The sequence below is a fragment of the Kribbella sp. NPDC051587 genome, from assembly GCF_044453945.1.
GTDB lineage: Bacteria > Actinomycetota > Actinomycetes > Propionibacteriales > Kribbellaceae > Kribbella.
In genome coordinates, this window is sequence record NZ_JBITDE010000003.1 from 81271 (window position 1) to 98447 (window position 17177).

Below are 17177 nucleotides of genomic sequence, written 5' to 3' on the forward strand. Positions count from 1 at the left end.
GGTCGGCCGGGTGATCACCGTTCGCGAGATCGATCCGGCCGACCCTGTCCTGTTCGACGCCTGGTACGACGCGCTGCGCGCCGGCGTACTGGCTGGTCGTGAGGCCGCGCTGCTGGGGACCCGGGACGCGTTCGCCGTCTCGCTGCGCAACCCGTCACCGTTGAAGGCGCGGCTCGCCGTTGTGGCGCTCGAGGACGAGCGCGTGGTCGGCGCGATGCTCTTCGAGTACCGGTTGCAGGACAACCTGGACACGGTCGACGTCGAGATCGACGTACCGCCGGAGAACCGGCGCCGTGGTGTCGGTACGGCGTTGTGGCAGTGGGCGGAGACGCGGGCCGCGCAGCTCGGGCGGACGATCTTCCAGACCGAGCTCGGGGTTCCTTCCGAGCCGTGGGCCGGGTCTTTGTTCGCTGCGAAGCTCGGGTTCACGGTCGAGCACGTCGAGGACCACCTCGTCGTACCGCTGCCGTATGACGAGGCGCGGCTGGCCTCGCTGCGCGAGTCGGCGGGAGAGCTGGAGGGGTACACGCTGACGTCGTGGGCGGGTGTGTGTCCGCCGGAACACCAGCAGGCGTACGCCGATCTCCACACGGCGATGGACAACGACGTACCGATCGGCGGGATGACTCGTGAGACGGTGCCGTGGACGGTCGAGCGGCTCGCGGCCGGCGAGGAGCGCGTTGCCCGCAGCTACCTCGCCCTGGTGACGATGGCGCACACCTTGGATGGTGAGCCCGCCGGATACACGTTGCTCTATCTGTCGAAGGACGACCCGGAGTACGCGCAGCAGGATGACACGCTCGTGCTGCGTGATCACCGCGGTCACAACCTCGGCACCCATCTGAAGCTGGCGAACCTCGACCAGCTCGCCAAGCACCGCGTCGCTCAGCCCTACCTGCATACCTGGACGGCGCTGTCCAACACGGCGATGCAGAAGGTCAACGTCCGCTTCGGGTTCACCACCGTCGAGCAGAACCAGGAGCTGGAGCTCACCCGTCCCAACCTCCGCCCGGCGGCTCGGGCGGTGATCCTCGATCCTTCGGACCGCGTCCTGCTGGTCCGCTTCGAATTCGCCGACGGTCCCCTCTGGGCGACGCCGGGTGGTGGCTTGGAGGCCGACGAGTCCCTGCTCGAGGGACTACGCCGCGAGCTGGCCGAAGAGGTCGGCCTGGCAGTGGAGGCGGACCCGCCGCACGTCTGGCACCAGGAGGTAGTTGCCGAAGGCCACGCCACCGGGTACGACGGCGTCCTCAACGACTACTTCCTGATCCGTACGGCGGCCTTCGAGCCTGCAGGCACGATGAGTGTGGCTGAGTTGGCCGCCGAGAACCTGCACGAGCGTCGCTGGTGGACCCTCGACGAACTCCAAGCCCACGAAGGCCGTTTCGCCCCGAGCAACCTGCCTTCGCTGGTCGCGGAGCTGGTACGCACCGGACCACCCGGCATCCCGTTGTCGTTGGGTTTGTGAGAACGCTGTGCGAACCGTGTGAGAAAACCTCCGGCGGGGTCCGGACCGGCCTAACGTCGTTGGTGTGAAGCCTCGACATTGTGATGACTGGTACGTCCCCGTCCACCCCGCCGGCGGCGTCGGCTGCACCCTGCAGACCGGTCACCTCCCCGACGGACGGCGCGTGGGCATCGCCTTCACCACTCTCACCCATCTCCACACCGCCTGCGGCCCGCACCCCGAGTACCTCCGCATGACCGAGGCCGCCCTCCGCGAGTCCCTCCAACCCCTGGGCATCACCCGAATCCAGCTAGACCCGCTCCGCGTAACCCCCGCCCCCCACCTAGCCGCCACCGGCTAGAGGCGGCGGACCCAGGTGAGGTGGCCTTCGTCCATGACGGCGTGGCCGTCGGCGGCGTCGGCGACGGTCGGGTCGTGGGTGGCGATGACGACGGCGGTGCCTTGGTTGGCTTGAGATCGGAGGAGGTCGAGGACGCGCTCGCGGTTGGTGCTGTCGAGTTCGCTGGTGGACTCGTCGGCGAGGATGACACGGCCTTGCTGGGCGATGCCGCGGGCAACGGCTACCCGCTGCTGTTCACCACCGGAGAGTTCCTCGACCAGGTGGTCACCGCTCTCCTCGAGCCCGACCGCCTTCAGCGCGCTCTCCACCACGACGTAGGTCTCATCCGGGTCTTTGCCATTGGCAAGCAGTGGGATCGTCAGGTTCTCCCGAGCTGTCAGTACGCGCGCCAACCCGTTCCCCTGCGGAATCAGTACGACGCCATGCGCAGCGGCAGCGGGACGACCGCCGATCACCAGCCCGTCCACCTCAACCTTCCCGGTCCCTACCTCCACCGCACCAGCGATTGCCCACAGCAACGAGCTCTTCCCGGCTCCCGACGGTCCGCTGACCGCGAGCACGAATCCCGGCGGTACGTCGAACGACACATCGTCCACCGCGATCAGATCGCCGTACGCGACCGTGATGTTCTTGACCTGGATCACCGGGCTCCCTCCTGATCCACCGGACTGAGCCGAACCTGACCGTCCTCGATCGTCACCTGCACGAGCGTCCCCGCCGGCAACAGCTCGGCCACATGCGGTGGCAACGGCAACGACCCGTCGGTGGCCACCACGGCGTACTCCTCACCAGACCGTCCCTCAGCCGCGATCCGCCCGTCCCGAATCGTGATGGTCCGGGGGAGCGCCGCCGCGACCTCAGGGTCATGCGTGATCAGCAGCACCGTCATACCGGTCTGATGGTTGATTGTCCGGATCGCCTCCAGCACCTCGTCGCGCGCGTGGTGATCCAGCTGGCTGGTCGGCTCATCCGCCAGCAACAGCCCCGGCATCGTCGCGATCCCCACCGCGACTGCACACAACTGCACCTGGCCCGGCGTCAACGCACTCAGCGCAGTGGAGGCATGCTCTCGCAGGCCCACCAACTCCAGTACGTCGATCGCCGCCGGCAGCTCGCGATCCCGCGGGGCCGCCTGCTGCGCATACCGCACGTTGTCGAGCGGCGACAGGTAGGGGATGAGGTTGCGCCCAGCCCCTTGCAGCACGATCCCGACATCCCCGGACCGCATCCGATCCAGCTCGGCCTCGGTCATCGTCGCGAGGTTGTGCTCACCGATCTGCAACCGTCCGGCGCTCGGCGTCAGCAACCCGCCGCAGAGCTGTAGCAGCGTCGATTTCCCAGCCCCAGAAGGCCCGAGCAGCCCAACCAACTCACCCGGCCGTACGGTGATCCCGATCCCGGAGAGCGCAGCGACGTCGTGCCCGTGGGCACGATAGATGTGCACGAGCCCCGTCGTACTGATGGCCAGTCCGCTCATGTCAGCTCCTCCCGGATCCGGCTGTACGACGCTCGCCGGTTCACGCCGGTACCGAGCAGCAACGTCACCACCGCGAGCACGATCGTCCCGCCCGCCCACAACCCGAGCGCGACCGGCCAGTTCGTTGCCAGCTCCAACGGATACGGCCCACCGGAGTCGGCGAACAACGGGATCAGCGGCAACGCGATCTGCGCCCCGATCACTCCACACACCGATCCCAGCAACACGGCCAACGCGACCGGCCCGGTCTGCTCCCAGCGTGCAGCCCGCCCAGTCAGCGGAGCCGGTACGCCGGTGATCCGCAGGCTCGCGTAGTCCTGCGCGCGCGACCGCCACGACGTCACCACGGTCAGCAGCAGTACGACGATCGCCAGTGCCCACGACGCGATCCCGACCACCGGCGTCAGTTGCAGCGTCAGCGCACTAGCTGACCGCCCGTACGACGCGATCCGCTCGGACCGCACATCGCTCAGCTCCGCGTTGTATCCGGCCTTGCTGAGCGCCGTGGTGAGTTGATCGACCTGAGCGAGCCCGGCGTCGTTCAGCCACAGCTCGAAGTCCGTGGCGAACTCGTCCAGTCCGCCGCCCAGCCGCCGTACCGTCTCCAGATCGACGACCGCGGTCCGATCGGGGTACCGGTTCACCGGGCCGGTCATGGTGCCGAGCTTGCTGATGAACATCGGCGTACCGTCACTCGCCGGGCTGGTCGTGGTTCCAGCGGCGTACCGGAACTCGGGGGTGACCACGGCGGGGACCGACGCTGGCACGGTCGCGTACTGCATCAGTTGGTCGTCACTGAAGCTCTTCACCGACAACGTGAGCAGACCGCCGGCCTTCGTCGCGATGGTGCCCTGGTCGCCACCGAGGTGCTCGACGCCCTTCCAGTCCGGTGCCGTTCCGAGGGTGATCGATGGCTGGTCGTCGGTGGAGACCTTGCTGATGGCAACGTCCGCCTGGACGCCGCCCTGGTCCAGTACCTCGCGGCCGAAGCCGAGCTGCAGCAGCCGGCAGCCGCCGAGGCAATCGACCGCGGTGGTCAGCGCGACCGGCTGCTTTGTTGTCAACGGCAATGGTGGGAACGAGACCAGGAAGCGGCCGCCGTTGCGCTGGCTGACGAGGTAGGCCCGCAGCACGAGGGAGCGACCCGGCGCGTACTGCGGACCACCCGGGATCGGATTCGCCAGCTGCTTGACCGCACCGACGGCCGCGGTCATGGTCAGCTTCGAGCTGCGGAACTCGATCGGCTTGACCTTCGGTGCGGTCAGCGCCTGCCAGCCGGCCGCATCGGTCAGTTGGTCGCCGCGGAAGGCGATCCGCCGGAAGCTGTCCGGCTCGATCATCATCGTCTTCAGCGAGTCCGGGGCCGGCGGCCGGGACAGCACGACCGGGGTGGACCAGTTCCGCTGCGGGTCGATCTCGTTGATCGTCTTGGTGAAGTCGCCGAGCGAGAGCGCGTTCATCTTCAGCACCGCCTGCGCGCCGACCTCATACCCGGCGCGGGTCTCGCGGTTGTGGTCGCCCACCGACGAGGCCTGCCCGGCGAACGCGAGCAGTCCGCCCGCCACCGCGACAGCGGCCACGATGCGAGTGACGGCGGGCCGCCGGGAGATCTGCAGTGCACCGAGCGCCAGCCCCAGGTGTCCGCGGCGGGCAGCACGACGGCTGATCAACCCGGCAGCCGGGAGGAGTAAGTGAGCGAACGTGAGGCCGACCGCGAGGGAGAGCAACGCCGGCGTGAGCACGGGCAGCGGTCCGCGACCGTCACCGGTCACCGCGGCGGCGAGGCCGGCGACCGCGAACACGATGACGCAGAGGTCGACGATGCCGAGCCGCCAGCCGCGACCACGCGCGGCGACGCGGCGCAGCAGGCTGGAGATCGTCTGCCGGACCCCACCGCGGACCTGGAGGACCACGACCAGCAGGGCGACCACGACGGCCAGGGCCAGCGCCGCCGGGACGGTCCACGGCAGTTCGAGCGGAGCGCCGTACCGGAGCCAGGTCGCGCGGGCGATCAGTAAGAGGGCGAACCCGGTCGCGAGGCCGGCCAGCGTCCCGATCAGGACCGGGATGCCCAGTTCGACGATCAGACTGCGCGCCGTACGGCGGGTGGACGCGCCGCGGAGGCGGGCGAGAGCGATCTCCGGGCGGCGCTGGTCGACGACGGCACCGAGCGCGAGGGCCAGGACGACGACGCCGAAGAGCGCGACCTGGACCATCACCAGCGGGATGATCGTGCGGCCCTGGGAGCGCTGGTTCTGGATCTGGTCGACGACCGTGGCCAGGGACGAGGTGTTCTCGGCGTTGAGGCCGAGCTCGACGGCGTTCCCGTTCACCTTGTTCGAGGCGTCCTGGACGCGGAGCAGGTCCTTGATCCGGGCCACGCCCGGGAGGACGCGGGTGTCGGAGGTGAGCCGCGGTACCCAGGCCGTGCCGGTGAAGGTCGCGCGCTCGGCGTAGAAATCGTCCGTCGCGCCGGGATCCAGGTCGGACGGTGCCCGGGAGTGACCGGTCGGATACTGCCCGAACCAGTACTCGCCGCGCGGCTGGAGCGGCCGGTAGAAGCCGACCACCGTCAGCTGACCGCCGCCGTCAAATTTCTCCGACGGTCGCGCGGTGACCGTCGAACCGACCTTGAAGTCCCAGGTCGTCTTGTCCACGATCGAGGCGATCACCTCGTTCGGGCGCTGCGGGCAACGGCCTTCGAGCACGGTGAGCTGCGCGCAGTAACCGTCGCGCCAGGCCAGGCGTCCGGTGATCGACTTCTCGTCCCTGAGCATGGTCGGCCGCCGCCAGCTCAGAGTGCTGCGCATGCCGTGGACCGGGGGACTGAAGAGCGGCTTCAGATCGGCCGGGACCAGCGCGTCGAGGCTCGCCGGATCGCTGTCCGGGTTGGTGCCGACGCCCTCGACCCCGGTGCGCGACGACAGCTTCCAGGCGGCCGGCAAGGCCTGGCTGGTCAGCGTTTCGGTCATCACCGTTTGCTCGACGGCACGCGAGAACCACGGCGCGAACACCGCACACGTCCCGATCAGCAGACTGATCCCGGCCAGCACCAAGGCCTGGGCCCAGCGATACCGCAGCGCTTCGCGCAGGAACATTCCCCACTCACCCCTCTTACTCGCTGTGAAGATACGGAAAGCGACGGCCGGTACGGCGGATCGCGGCAAAATGTCACAGAGTCGTTGCCTGCGCAGGAATCGGGTCACCAGGTGGCTCGGGCGCCGCGGCTGCGGGGTAGGTTCGGATCATGAGTGAATCCCACCTCGGTGACCTGACCGTCTCCCGCCTCGGCCTCGGCTGCATGGGGATGTCCCAGTCGTACGGCGTGACCTCGGACGAGAACGAATCGATCGCGACCGTGCACGCGGCGATCGACGCCGGCTGCACCTTCCTGGACACCGCCGACATCTACGGCAACGGCGCCAACGAGGAGCTCCTCGGCCGCGCGCTGACCGGTCGGCGCGACGAGGTGGTGCTGGCGACGAAGTTCGGCTTCCGGCCGCAGACCGGCTCGTCGATGCCGAACAACGTCGACGGGAGCCCGGCGTACGCGGTGGAGGCTCTGGATGCGTCGTTGCGGCGGCTCGGGGTCGACCACGTGGACCTCTGGTACCTGCACCGGCGGGACCCGCAGGTGCCGATCGAGGAGACCGTGGGGGCGATGGCTTCCCAGGTGGCCGCCGGGAAGGTGCGTTACCTGGGGTTGTCCGAGGTGAACGGGGACACGGTGCGCGCGGCGCATGCGGTACACCCGATGACCGCCGTACAGAGTGAGTGGTCGTTGTGGACGCGGGACCCGGAGACCGTCGTACTGCCGACGCTGCGGGAGCTCGGGATCGGGTTCGTGCCGTTCAGCCCGCTCGGGCGCGGGTTCCTCACCGGGCAGCTGAAGTCACCGGAGGACTTCGAGCCCGACGACGCGCGGCGCGGCCTGCCGCGGTTCAGCGGCGAGAACTTCCAGCGCAACCTGGACCTGGTGGCGAAGGTCCAGGAGCTGGCCGCCGAGCGTGGCATCACGGCCGGGCAGCTCGCGCTGGCCTGGTTGCTGGCCCAGGGCAACGACATCGTCCCGATCCCGGGAACCAAGCGACGCAAGTACCTGGCCGAGAACCTCGGTGCGCTGGACGTGACCCTGACCGCCGACGAGTTGGCGGCGCTGGACGCGGCCTTCCCGCCGGACCTCGACGTGGCGGGGGAGCGCTACGCGGCTGGCGGTATGGACCTGGTGGGCAAGTGATCGCGCTGACCGGATCCACCGGCCAGCTCGGTTCGCGGATCGCCCGGTTGCTGGCGGACGCCGACGTACCGCAGCGGTTGCTCGTCCGGGACGCATCCCGGGCGCCTTCGTTGCCGGGGGCCTCGGTCGCGGTGGCGGCGTACGGCGAGCATGCCGCGCTGCTGAACGCGCTCGACGGGGTGGCCACCCTGATGTTGCTCAGTGCAACCGAATCCGCCGATCGGGTTTCATTGCACAAGGCAACCATTGATGCCGCGGTCGCGGCCGGTGTGCAGCGGATCGTGTACACGTCCTTCGCCGGTGCCGCTCCGGACGCGACGTTCACGTTCGCCCGGGACCACTGGCACACCGAACAGCACCTCCGTGCCGCGGGCATCGACTTCACCTTCCTGCGCGACAACCTGTACCTCGACTTCATCCCCGGCTTCGTCGGCGAGGACGGCGTCATCCGCGGACCCGCCGGTGATGGCAAGGTCGCCGCGGTCGCTCGTGACGACGTGGCCGCGTCGGCATTCGCCGTACTGACGTCTGATGGGCACGCGGAGGCGACGTACGACCTCACGGGCCCCACCGCGTTCACCATGGCCGATGCCGCCGCCGTACTGTCCGCCGCCTGGGACCGGCCGGTGCGCTATGAGCCCGAGACCCTCGACGAGGCCTACCGCTCCCGCGAGTCGTACGGTGCGCCTTCCTGGGAGGTGGCCGGCTGGGTCACGTCGTACGCCGCCATCGCCTCCGGCGAACTCAGCCACGTCTCCAGCGCCGTCCCCGATCTCACCGGTCGCCCGGCCCGCAGCCTCGAGCAGCTTGTCGGCGGCGAGTGAGACACTGATCAGGTGCCGCTGTACCGGGAAGAGGCGATCGTTCTGCGCACCCACAAACTGGGTGAAGCAGATCGCATCGCCACGCTCCTGACCCGCTCCCGCGGCAAGGTCCGCGCCGTCGTCAAGGGCGTCCGCCGTACGTCGTCCCGGTTCGGCGCCCGCCTCGAACCCTTCAGCCACGTGGATCTCCAGCTGGCCACCGGCCGCACCCTCGACGTCGTCACCCAAGCCGTCTCCATCGCCGCCTACGGCGAAGGCATCGTCAACGACTACGCCCGCTACACCACCGGCACCGTGCTCCTGGAAACCACCGACCGCCTGGTCGTCGAGGAAAAAGAACCCGCCACCCAGCACCACCTCCTCCTGGCCGGCGCCCTCCGGGTCCTCTCCACCGGCGAACGCGAACCCGCCCTGGTCCTGGACTCCTTCCTCCTCCGAGCCCTCGCCATCTCCGGCTACGCCCCCTCCTTCGGCGACTGCGCCCGCTGCGGCGAACCAGGCCCCCACCGAGCCTTCAACCCCGCCGCCGGCGGCGTAGTCTGCCCCACCTGCCGCCCCCCGGCCTCAGCCATGCCCGCCCCCACCACAGTCGCCCACCTGGCCGCCCTCCTCACCGGCGACTGGCCCACCGCCCTCCGCGCCGACCCCCGAACCCGTCGCGAAGCCACCGGCCTCATCTCAGCCTTCTTCACCTACCACCAAGACCACCAGCTCCGCTCCCTCCCCCACCTCGACTTCACCAAGTAGCGCCCTCGCCGGTGGGTGTGAACAGGAAATGGGGGGCCGTGAACAAGGCATAACCTGTTCAAGCCCCCGGGATGTTGTCCACGGACTTCTGGGGCGGACCCGCGCAGTCCTAGCCCCGCTCAGGCCACCCGGTCGGCCCTGCCCGGGCACTCCGCGGCTGCTCCCGCGCGACCGTCGCAGACCCGTCGCCCGACGCGCGCGCCGTACCCACCGCCAGCGGCCGCGACGACCGCAACGGCCGCTGCCCAGCCCACGCATGAGCCACAGCCCGCCGCGCATCCAGCTCCGCCTGGCGCGCCGCGCCGTTCCCGCCAGACACGCTTTCCCGTCCGAACCGATCCAACCCCGGCTGCCGATCGGTCACCTGCCGCCCGAGCCGCGCACAAACATGCGCGTAGACATTGTTGACCCCATGCCGACCCCGAATCGCCAACAGCTCCCGCCGAGCCGGACTACCCGGAACTTCCGGCGCCATCTCCCGGAACACCAACCGGAGATCGGCCTTGCGCTGCGGATCAGAGTGCACGTACTCCGTCACACAATCCCGCAGATCTCCCTTACCAGGCGCGTATCCGAGGGCGTGATGCCCATCCGACCTACCGTTCGCCACATCCAGCATCGCCCGCAGCACCTGCCGCCGCAGCACCGCCTCAGGCCCACCCGGATTCCGCTGCGCGGCCGCATCGATCCGCCGATAGTCGAGATCGAACTCCGGTCCCGCGATCAGCACATACCCGGCGGCGCCACTCACCGACCGTCACGGTCCTCGCGGCGCAACTCCTCCAGAATCTCCTGTGTCTCCGGCCCCATCCGAGCCGCCCACTCGTCCAGATCCAGCGGCCGGCTGCCCGGCAACGGCTCCGTCGCATAAACCCGCACCGTCGGGTCGTCCACCACCCCCGCCGGCGGCTGATCATCCCCCCGCAACTCCCGGTACTGCGCCGTAGACATCACCACCGCCTCCGGCTCCCCGTCCTCCCCCCAAACCACCGGTACGCCGTCCCCCCGCCGTACCGCCTCAACAACCGCCCCCAACCCCCCAGCCAACTCCCCAGGCCCCACCACCACATCCCCCACGACGAACTTGTGCTCACCCCCAAGATCCTCGAACTCGTCATACGTGAGCATCACCGCCTCAGGCCCCCCATCCCCAAAACTGAACGCCCGCGTCCGCCCACCTCGAAACCGCCCCAGCACCCCGACCAGTTCGCCCGCCATCTGCGCCACCGAAGCCATTCCACTCATACCCAGAATCTATTCCCTTCCGCCCCCACCCACCGCACTTATCCACAGGCCATCCGCATTCGCGCCGTTGCGTCAGAAGATTCTCGCGCCATCCCACGCCGTGCCGAACCACGCCGTACGACGTCAGCCGCGCCCGCGGTCCGTCGGATGCACCGGCCGCTCAGCCCCACGCTGAACGACCGCAGGCGCTCCAGCTCCACGTGCTCCATCCCCGAGTTCTGGCTTGAGCCGAGTTGCCTGAGCCGCGGGTGGTGATCCGCTGAGAAACCGGCTGTCATCTCCAGCAGTCGCACGCCCCGAATACTCCCCAGCCGCCCGTCCGACCGGCGGTCCCTCCACCCGACTGCCGGCGCTCGGCGGTGGCAGGCCTGCCAGGTCCAAGTCGCTGCCCTGAGTCGCAGCGCGTTCCTGCGAGTCGCTGAGGGTGCGTACCGCCTCCGCCTCCTGCTCCCTGGCGATCAGGAAGTTGGGTGTCGCCGCCGGGTACGGCGTACCAGGGTCTTGTGCGTAGTGATCCCGAATGTGTTGGGTGGATTGGTCCAGCGCGCGAGCGGTCCGCGCAGCGACCGCACCACCGATGTCGATGCGCGAATCGTCCAGACCCTGCCAACTGTCCGTCGTCATCGCGTTGATCAGCTCCGCACGAGCGGCTTGCTGGTGCTGCGGGCCCAGCGGAACGACGTCGGACAGCTTGTTTCTCACGATCTCGTCGGCGATGACGTCCCATCGCATGGTCACCGGGGCATCGATGGCGCGATCGGCAAGGGCGCTGGCCCCCTCCGGCCCGGCGGCGTACTCAAGCAGCGCCTCCGTCGCTCCGTAGGCCGACGGATAGGCAGGCTTGGGGTCGGGCAGATCGCCGTACCCTGCTCGATCGGCGTACTCCGCGACGTCGGCAACCGAGACCCACTCGGTGAGTCCTTCGTCGAGCGCCTTCGAGTGACTGGACAGGACGGCGTTCGGCTCCTCGAGAGCCTTGATCTCGACCCGCGCATGGTTGGCTTCATGCAGGACCGTTGTGAGTGCTTGGACCTGAGCCTGAGGTTCGGCGTCAGGACCGAGGTGATCGAAGACGAGCTCCTGCGACAGCTGCAGCGACCCGTCCCGTCGCAGACTGCCCCAGTTCTTGCCCTCGCCAACGGTGGCGTAGAGCTCGCCATTCCAGCGATCAAGTTCGCTCGGCCGCATCGATCGTGCGACCTCATACAGCCGGACGAACCGCTTGTACTCCTCCGACGACGGGTCGATCCGGATGAGTGCCATGGTCAGCTGGCGCCGTCGCGCGGCCTCTCCGGATCGTCAGGTCCGTCGAACGGCCAGTACGGATCGCGAAGGGTCTCCTCGAGGTGCTCCAGACCACGCGTCAGGCCCCGGATGCTGGGAGCATCGTCGGCGGGAGCCCGCTCCGCGATCTCGAAGATCCGTCGCCGAGCCTCGGCCATCACCGCAACGCGCTCCTCGGCAGTGCCTCGCGACTCGAATGCTGCACGCTCCACCGCCATCGCCTCGAGCATCAACGCACTCGGAGGCTCGGCCGGTACGGCGTATCGGGGCAGCCGCTTGATCAGGTTCGCACCGACCCGGCGGTCCTCATCGGACTCCAGTTCCGCGAGCATCGCCTGCAATTGCGTCTCGGCGGAACCCACCGCGTCGACACCCTCGCGCTGAATCCGCCGCTTAGCAGTATTGAACGCTGCGCTGAACTCCCTGAACTGCATCAGCCCTCCTCGCCACCCCGCGGGAGCGCCAACTCTGCCACACCGCGAGCGCCTGTCATTTCGCACTGCACCCGGCCTTCGGTGGGACCTTCACGTTGCTGTCCTCGGGATCGACGAGAACGGGAACCGCCTCACCGATCCGCAGTTGCGTGGCGGCGTCCTGTGTGAGGTTGATCTGCCCGGTATCGCCGAGCGTGCTCTGCCAGTTGATCGCCCACTGAGCGGTGGCGGTCACCGGGTACTTGCAGTCCTTGAGCTTGCTGGACGTCTTCGTGTAGCGGTGCCCACAGTCCGGCGAGTCCTTGATCCCCATCGACTTCGAGTACGGCGTACCGGCGGTCGTGCAACGGATGGTCTTTCCGTCACCCATCTTCCAGTCGATCGCCGTGACCTCCGCCTTGGCCGTCACCGTCAGCCCCGGCACACTGGCCTCCCGCTCGATCGGACCCCAGGTGTTCTCCGTCTTCGTAACCCACAACCACACCGGCATATTCACCAACCCCACCTGTCCAGCCCCAGGCGCCGACCTCACCACCGGCGGCGCCAAATGCATCTCCGCCACAGCCCGATAAGCCAACGTCACCGGATCAACCACCACCGTGTCCGGCTCCCCCGGAAGCCACACCCACTCAGTCACCAAATGCCGACCCTCGTCATACCCCTGCTCCCGAACACAAGCCCAGATGCTGCCATCGGTGTGCCCTTGCCAACGCGGATCGGTGAAGGGAGGCGACGGAGTTTCGTGATGCATGTAGCACTGGTGACCGTTGGACCAATTGCCTAATTGCGCGTCGACGCAAGCCTGGGCGGCGCCGTGATAGGTGCAGACCGGTTTGGTTTGGTTGACAGTATCGCCGTCATGTCCAGGCTTGTTCCCGGTCGGCTGCGGCGTCGTATAGCTGCTTGCAATCCACCTGCAGTCACCACGGATGCAGATCCAGTCATAGCCCGGTCCGGGTGGAGGCGGGCGGTTGCCGTCGGCCTGAGCGGTCGTCGCTGATAGCAGTACTGCGACGATCGCCGAGAGGATGATCCAGCGGCGTGTGCGCGGGCGGCTCAGCATTGTCCGGCCGCCTTGTCCGTCACCAGGAACCAGATCTTCTTACCGCCAGGTGCAGGCGGGGCGTAGACGAGCCGTGACGTGAACTTGTGGCGGTTGCCGTTCCCCGGGCCCACCGGAACCGGCTTGCCATCCTTCTGAAATCTGAGTACCAGCTTGGACGTATCGAGGCAGTTGGCGAGGTTGACCTCTGGCTGCTCGCCGTCGAGCTTCACCGAAGTGATCTGGGTGCTCGCGATCCGGGTGCTGCCGGTCTGGTACCAGCCACTTCGGGCGAGAGTTCGAGCCCCGTCGATCACGCTGATGATGAATTCACTGCCTGCGCCCGCCTTTTCGAGAGCAGGGCGGCTCAGCTCCGCGGGACGTCCGTAGGCCAGATCGACCGCTGCCGTAATCGCCGCATATCGCGCTTTCGCTGCGGTGATCGCGGTCTGCTCTTCGGGAGTCCAAGCAGGCGTCGAAGGAGCAGTCGGCGTCGGGCTGACTGACGGCGGGGCGGTGTTGGGGTGACCGGCTTCGGGGGAGCTTTGGCAGGCGGTTAGCGCTAGTAGGGCGCAGAGGGCTGCGGTGGCGGGTCCGAGGGCTGGTCGGCGGGGCATGGGGGCTCCGTTTCTGGGGGTGCGAGTGAGTTAAGGGTGTCATACGGAGGGTGACCGAGGGGTGAGTTATCCACAGGTTGCAGGTTTTGGCGGGCTAGCAGAGGGGGCGGTTGGGGGTGGGCGGTTGGGCGGTGTCGGGGTTGTCGGATTCGGTGGTGAGGGACCAGCCGGTGGGGAGGTGGGCTAGGTGGGCGTCGACTAGGCGGCGGTTGGTGGTGTGGTCGGCTACGGCGGAGTAGTCGAGGCAGGTTTTGAGGACTACTGCGGCGGGAGTGGCGGTGAGGTCCACCCAGATGGGTTCGGTGGAGAGGATCTTGACTGAGCCGACGCGGCGGGTCTTCTGGGTGCGGAGGGCGTCGGCGCGGCTGACGGCTTCGTCCAGCCAGGTGCCGGAGTTGCCGGCGGCCTCGAGGGCGGCTCGGGTGGCGGTTTCGGGGTGTTGGAGGGCGGCGTCGTAGGCGGCGCGGGCCTTCTTGTACTGCGCTGTGGCCTCGGTGACGGCGGTTTGCTCTTCGGGGTTCCATCGCGAGGACGGCGTCGGTTGGACCGGTGGAGAGGTGGGGCTGCAGGCACTGAGAGTGATCGCGACCAGGGCGACGAGGCCCAGCAGACGGGTAGGCATGGGTGGACTCCGGGGTCGGGATGGGGCGTTGTGAGGGTACGGGGTGGGATGGGAGAGGATTTGCGGTATGTCGCCATTGGGTCGTCGCCGGGGTCGTGGGTCGGAGCGGGTGGGGGAGAAGGTGGTGGTGGCTCCGGAGAGGCATCCGAGTGGGGCGGTGCCGCCGGCGGTGCCTCGGGAGTTGGTGCCGGAGCATGTGGCGATCGTGATGGATGGGAACGGGCGGTGGGCCAAGCAGCGGGGGCTGGCGCGGACCGAGGGGCACAAGGCGGGCGAGGCGAGTCTGCTGGATGTGATCAAGGGTGGGATCGAGATCGGGGTGAAGCACATCTCGGCGTACGCGTTCTCGACGGAGAACTGGGCGCGGTCGCCGGAGGAGGTGCGGTTCCTGATGGGGTTCAACCGGGACGTGATCCATCGGCGGCGGGACGAGCTGGACGCGATGGGGGTGCGGGTGGTGTGGTCGGGGCGCCGGCCGCGGTTGTGGAAGAGCGTGATCGACGAGCTGGAGTACGCGCAGGAGCGGACGAAGGACAACGACACGATCACGCTGCAGTTCTGCGTGAACTACGGCGGCCAGGCGGAGATCGCGGACGCGGCGCGGGAGATCGCCAAGGAGGTTGCCGCGGGCAAGCTGAATCCGGACCGGATCAGCGAGAAGACGATCGCGAAGCACCTGTACCACCCGGAGGTGCCGCCGGTGGATCTGTTCGTGCGGTCGTCGGGGGAGCAGCGGACGTCGAACTTCCTGGTCTGGCAGCTCGCGTATGCCGAGATGGTGTTCCTGGACACGCTCTGGCCGGACTTCGACCGGCGCGACCTGTGGCGTGCGATCGAGATCTACGCGCAGCGCGACCGCCGGTACGGCGGCGCCGTACCGAACGAGGTCAGGACCGAGGGTTAGGCAGCAGCCCGAGCTCCATCGCGACCGTGACCGCGCGGGTGCGGTCGTCGACGTCGAGTTTCGTGAACAGGCGCTGGAGATGCGTCTTCACGGTGGCCTCGCCGATGTACAGCTCGCGCCCGATCTCGGCGTTGCTCAACCCGCGCGCCACCGCGGCGAGGACCTGAAGCTCGCGCGGCGAAGGCTGCGCCGCCAGTGACGCAGCGGGCGTCCGCAGCCGCGACATCAGCCGGGCCGCGACGGGCGGCGCCAACACCGTCTCGCCGCGCGCAGCGGCCCGGATCCCGTCCAGGAGTTCAGCGTGCGGAGTGTCCTTCAGCAGATACCCGGTCGCACCCGCCTCAACGGCATGCAGGATGTCGGTGTCGGTGTCGTACGTCGTCAGCACGAGCACCTTCGTCGCCGGATACCCCGACGCGATCGCGCCCGTCGCGGTGACCCCGTCGGTGCGCGGCATCCGCAGATCCATCAGTACGACGTCCGGCCGCGTCGACTCGACCAGCGCCAGCGCCTCGGATCCGTCGCCGGCCTCGCCGACCACCGAGATGTCGTCGGTCACCGACAACATGCCGATCAGCCCGGACCGCACCACCGGGTGATCATCGACGACCAGTACGCGAATCACGAAGTCTCCTGAGTTGGGATCAGAACCTGTACGACGGTGCCGCCGCCGGGCGTGCTCTCGACCTGCACCGAGCCGCCCGACTCCTCGACCCGCCCACGCATCGCGGCGAGCCCGAACCCGGCCGACGGCTCGGTCACCGAGAACCCGGAGCCGTCGTCGCGGATCTCGATCGAGACCCGGCCGGCCGACAGACCGAGCGTGATGAGCACCGAGGTGGCACGTGCATGCTTGCGGACGTTCGCCAACGCCTCCTGCGCGGCCCGGAGCAGAACCACCTGCTGGGACTGGGGAAGCGCGACGACCTCCGACTCGTCCAGGTCCAGCAACACCCGGACGTCCAGGCCGGTCTCGGCGGCGAATCGTTCGCCCTGCCGCCGCAGTACTTCGGTCAATGTTGCCTCTGACAACGCCACCGGGGTGAACGCGGCAACCAGCGCCCGCGCCTCGGCGAGGTTCTCCCGGGCCGTCGCCTCGATCTGCGCGAACCGCGCCGCCACCCCGTCACCACCGCGCGCCAACTCGGCCGCACCGGTCTGCGACAGCATCACGATGCTCGTCATCCCCTGGGCGAGGGTGTCGTGGATCTCGCGCGCCATCCGCTCCCGCTCAGCCATCACGCCGGCGCTGTGGTGCGCCTCGGCGAGCTCGTCGCGGGCCGCATGCAGTTCCTCGATCAGGTGCGCCCGCTGCTGGCTCTGCGCGATGACTCGCTCGATCCAGATCCCGAACAGCAGACTGACGATCAGGCTGACCACCATCCAGGGCAGGATCGTCCAGAACGCGCGCCAGCCCCAGCCGGCGCCCCACAGCTGCGCGGTCCCACACCCGATCACCAGCGCCAGGCTGAACCCGATGCCGTCCCGCAGGTCCCGCGCCAGCAGCCAGACCTGCGCCGAGGCGATAAACATCAGGAACACCGACGCCGGGCTCAGTCCGACGAGGACCATCAGGCACAGGACCAGCACCACCCGGAACACGACCGACGGAACCCAGCGGCGGGACTGGATGGCCGGCATCCCGACGAACAGGTACGTCAACCCGAGCAGCACCGCCGCACCGATCGCGATCCCGCGCTGCGGTGTGGTCAGCGGCTCGGTGAATGACACCGCGAGGCTCATCGCGAGGACGACCCAGAAGACGATGTTCCAGCCGAGCAGGGTGCGGTCACCGATGACTCGGTCCGCCCGGGTGCCAGTCGCCTCCATGGCGACCATCTTCCTCCACACCAGGACCCAGGTACGCGAAGCGGGTCCGGTACGGCGCTCAGCGGTGGCCGGCGCCGTACCGGGGAGCCCCCTGTCGGTGGGCACT

The 17177-nt window shown here is 68.6% G+C and carries 18 protein-coding genes; 6 read left to right on the forward strand and 12 right to left on the reverse strand.

The window, feature by feature from the left end:
* Positions 1–10 precede the first annotated feature (10 nt).
* The gene (locus ACIA49_RS12585; protein WP_396377256.1) at positions 11–1468 is read left to right on the forward strand and encodes a GNAT family N-acetyltransferase; all 1458 of its coding nucleotides are present in this window, start codon (positions 11–13) and stop codon (positions 1466–1468) included.
* A 64-nt stretch (positions 1469–1532) separates the two neighbouring features.
* Positions 1533–1808, forward strand: a complete 276-nt coding sequence (locus tag ACIA49_RS12590) for an SAV_915 family protein (protein ID WP_396377257.1) — start codon at positions 1533–1535, stop codon at positions 1806–1808.
* Here ACIA49_RS12590 and ACIA49_RS12595 read toward each other — a convergent pair.
* The 3 genes from ACIA49_RS12595 to ACIA49_RS12605 are packed head-to-tail and all read right to left on the reverse strand — an operon-like array spanning position 1805 to position 6383.
* Positions 1805–2452 (reverse strand): ATP-binding cassette domain-containing protein, encoded by a 648-nt coding sequence (locus tag ACIA49_RS12595; RefSeq protein ID WP_396377258.1) that lies wholly within the window; start codon positions 2450–2452, stop codon positions 1805–1807. The two genes, ACIA49_RS12590 and ACIA49_RS12595, sit on opposite strands and share 4 nt — an antisense overlap.
* Positions 2449–3285 (reverse strand): ABC transporter ATP-binding protein, encoded by an 837-nt coding sequence (locus ACIA49_RS12600; protein ID WP_396377259.1) that lies wholly within the window; start codon positions 3283–3285, stop codon positions 2449–2451. The genes ACIA49_RS12595 and ACIA49_RS12600 overlap by 4 nt, the downstream gene beginning before the upstream one ends.
* A complete protein-coding gene (locus ACIA49_RS12605) occupies positions 3282–6383 on the reverse strand; it encodes an FtsX-like permease family protein (RefSeq protein WP_396377260.1) in 3102 nt (1033 codons plus the stop codon). Before ACIA49_RS12605 ends, ACIA49_RS12600 begins: the two co-directional genes overlap by 4 nt.
* Before the next feature lie 149 nt (positions 6384–6532).
* Between ACIA49_RS12605 and ACIA49_RS12610 the strand changes: the two genes are divergently transcribed.
* Genes ACIA49_RS12610 through recO form a run of 3 tightly spaced genes read left to right on the forward strand, consistent with a single transcriptional unit; the run spans position 6533 to position 9093 of the window.
* The gene (locus ACIA49_RS12610) at positions 6533–7522 is read left to right on the forward strand and encodes an aldo/keto reductase (RefSeq protein ID WP_396377261.1); all 990 of its coding nucleotides are present in this window, start codon (positions 6533–6535) and stop codon (positions 7520–7522) included.
* Entirely contained in the window at positions 7519–8346 is an 828-nt protein-coding gene (locus tag ACIA49_RS12615) for an SDR family oxidoreductase (RefSeq protein WP_396377262.1), read from the forward strand. The genes ACIA49_RS12610 and ACIA49_RS12615 overlap by 4 nt, the downstream gene beginning before the upstream one ends.
* Before the next feature lie 12 nt (positions 8347–8358).
* Positions 8359–9093, forward strand: coding sequence for a DNA repair protein RecO (recO, locus tag ACIA49_RS12620; protein ID WP_396377263.1), 735 nt, complete (start codon positions 8359–8361; stop codon positions 9091–9093).
* 109 nt (positions 9094–9202) lie between these two features.
* On the opposite strand, the gene ACIA49_RS12625 is transcribed toward recO, so the two are convergent.
* From ACIA49_RS12625 to ACIA49_RS12655, 7 genes are all read right to left on the reverse strand, one after another.
* Positions 9203–9844: a hypothetical protein gene (locus ACIA49_RS12625; RefSeq protein WP_396377264.1), complete on the reverse strand. Its 642-nt coding sequence runs from the start codon at positions 9842–9844 to the stop codon at positions 9203–9205.
* Positions 9841–10338 (reverse strand): hypothetical protein, encoded by a 498-nt coding sequence (locus ACIA49_RS12630; protein ID WP_396377265.1) that lies wholly within the window; start codon positions 10336–10338, stop codon positions 9841–9843. Before ACIA49_RS12630 ends, ACIA49_RS12625 begins: the two co-directional genes overlap by 4 nt.
* Positions 10339–10461: 123 nt before the next feature.
* Positions 10462–11601, reverse strand: coding sequence for a hypothetical protein (locus ACIA49_RS12635; RefSeq protein WP_396377266.1), 1140 nt, complete (start codon positions 11599–11601; stop codon positions 10462–10464).
* Positions 11602–11603: 2 nt separating this feature from the next.
* Positions 11604–12056 carry a hypothetical protein gene (locus ACIA49_RS12640; RefSeq protein WP_396377267.1) on the reverse strand — a complete coding sequence of 151 codons (453 nt, stop codon included), beginning with the start codon at positions 12054–12056 and terminating at the stop codon, positions 11604–11606.
* Positions 12057–12111: 55 nt separating this feature from the next.
* Positions 12112–12693 carry a hypothetical protein gene (locus ACIA49_RS12645; protein WP_396377268.1) on the reverse strand — a complete coding sequence of 194 codons (582 nt, stop codon included), beginning with the start codon at positions 12691–12693 and terminating at the stop codon, positions 12112–12114.
* A 419-nt stretch (positions 12694–13112) separates the two neighbouring features.
* Positions 13113–13715: a hypothetical protein gene (locus ACIA49_RS12650; RefSeq protein ID WP_396377269.1), complete on the reverse strand. Its 603-nt coding sequence runs from the start codon at positions 13713–13715 to the stop codon at positions 13113–13115.
* 94 nt (positions 13716–13809) lie between these two features.
* Positions 13810–14337: a hypothetical protein gene (locus ACIA49_RS12655; RefSeq protein ID WP_396377270.1), complete on the reverse strand. Its 528-nt coding sequence runs from the start codon at positions 14335–14337 to the stop codon at positions 13810–13812.
* A 67-nt stretch (positions 14338–14404) separates the two neighbouring features.
* On the opposite strand from ACIA49_RS12655, the gene ACIA49_RS12660 reads away from it, so the two are divergent.
* Complete coding sequence (locus tag ACIA49_RS12660; RefSeq protein WP_396377271.1) at positions 14405–15241, forward strand: isoprenyl transferase; 837 nt, start codon at positions 14405–14407, stop codon at positions 15239–15241.
* Here ACIA49_RS12660 and ACIA49_RS12665 read toward each other — a convergent pair.
* Positions 15225–15866, reverse strand: a complete 642-nt coding sequence (locus tag ACIA49_RS12665) for a response regulator (RefSeq protein ID WP_396377272.1) — start codon at positions 15864–15866, stop codon at positions 15225–15227. The genes ACIA49_RS12660 and ACIA49_RS12665 overlap by 17 nt on opposite strands.
* Entirely contained in the window at positions 15863–17176 is a 1314-nt protein-coding gene (locus tag ACIA49_RS12670; RefSeq protein WP_396377273.1) for a sensor histidine kinase, read from the reverse strand. The genes ACIA49_RS12665 and ACIA49_RS12670 overlap by 4 nt, the downstream gene beginning before the upstream one ends.
* Position 17177 lies beyond the last annotated feature (1 nt).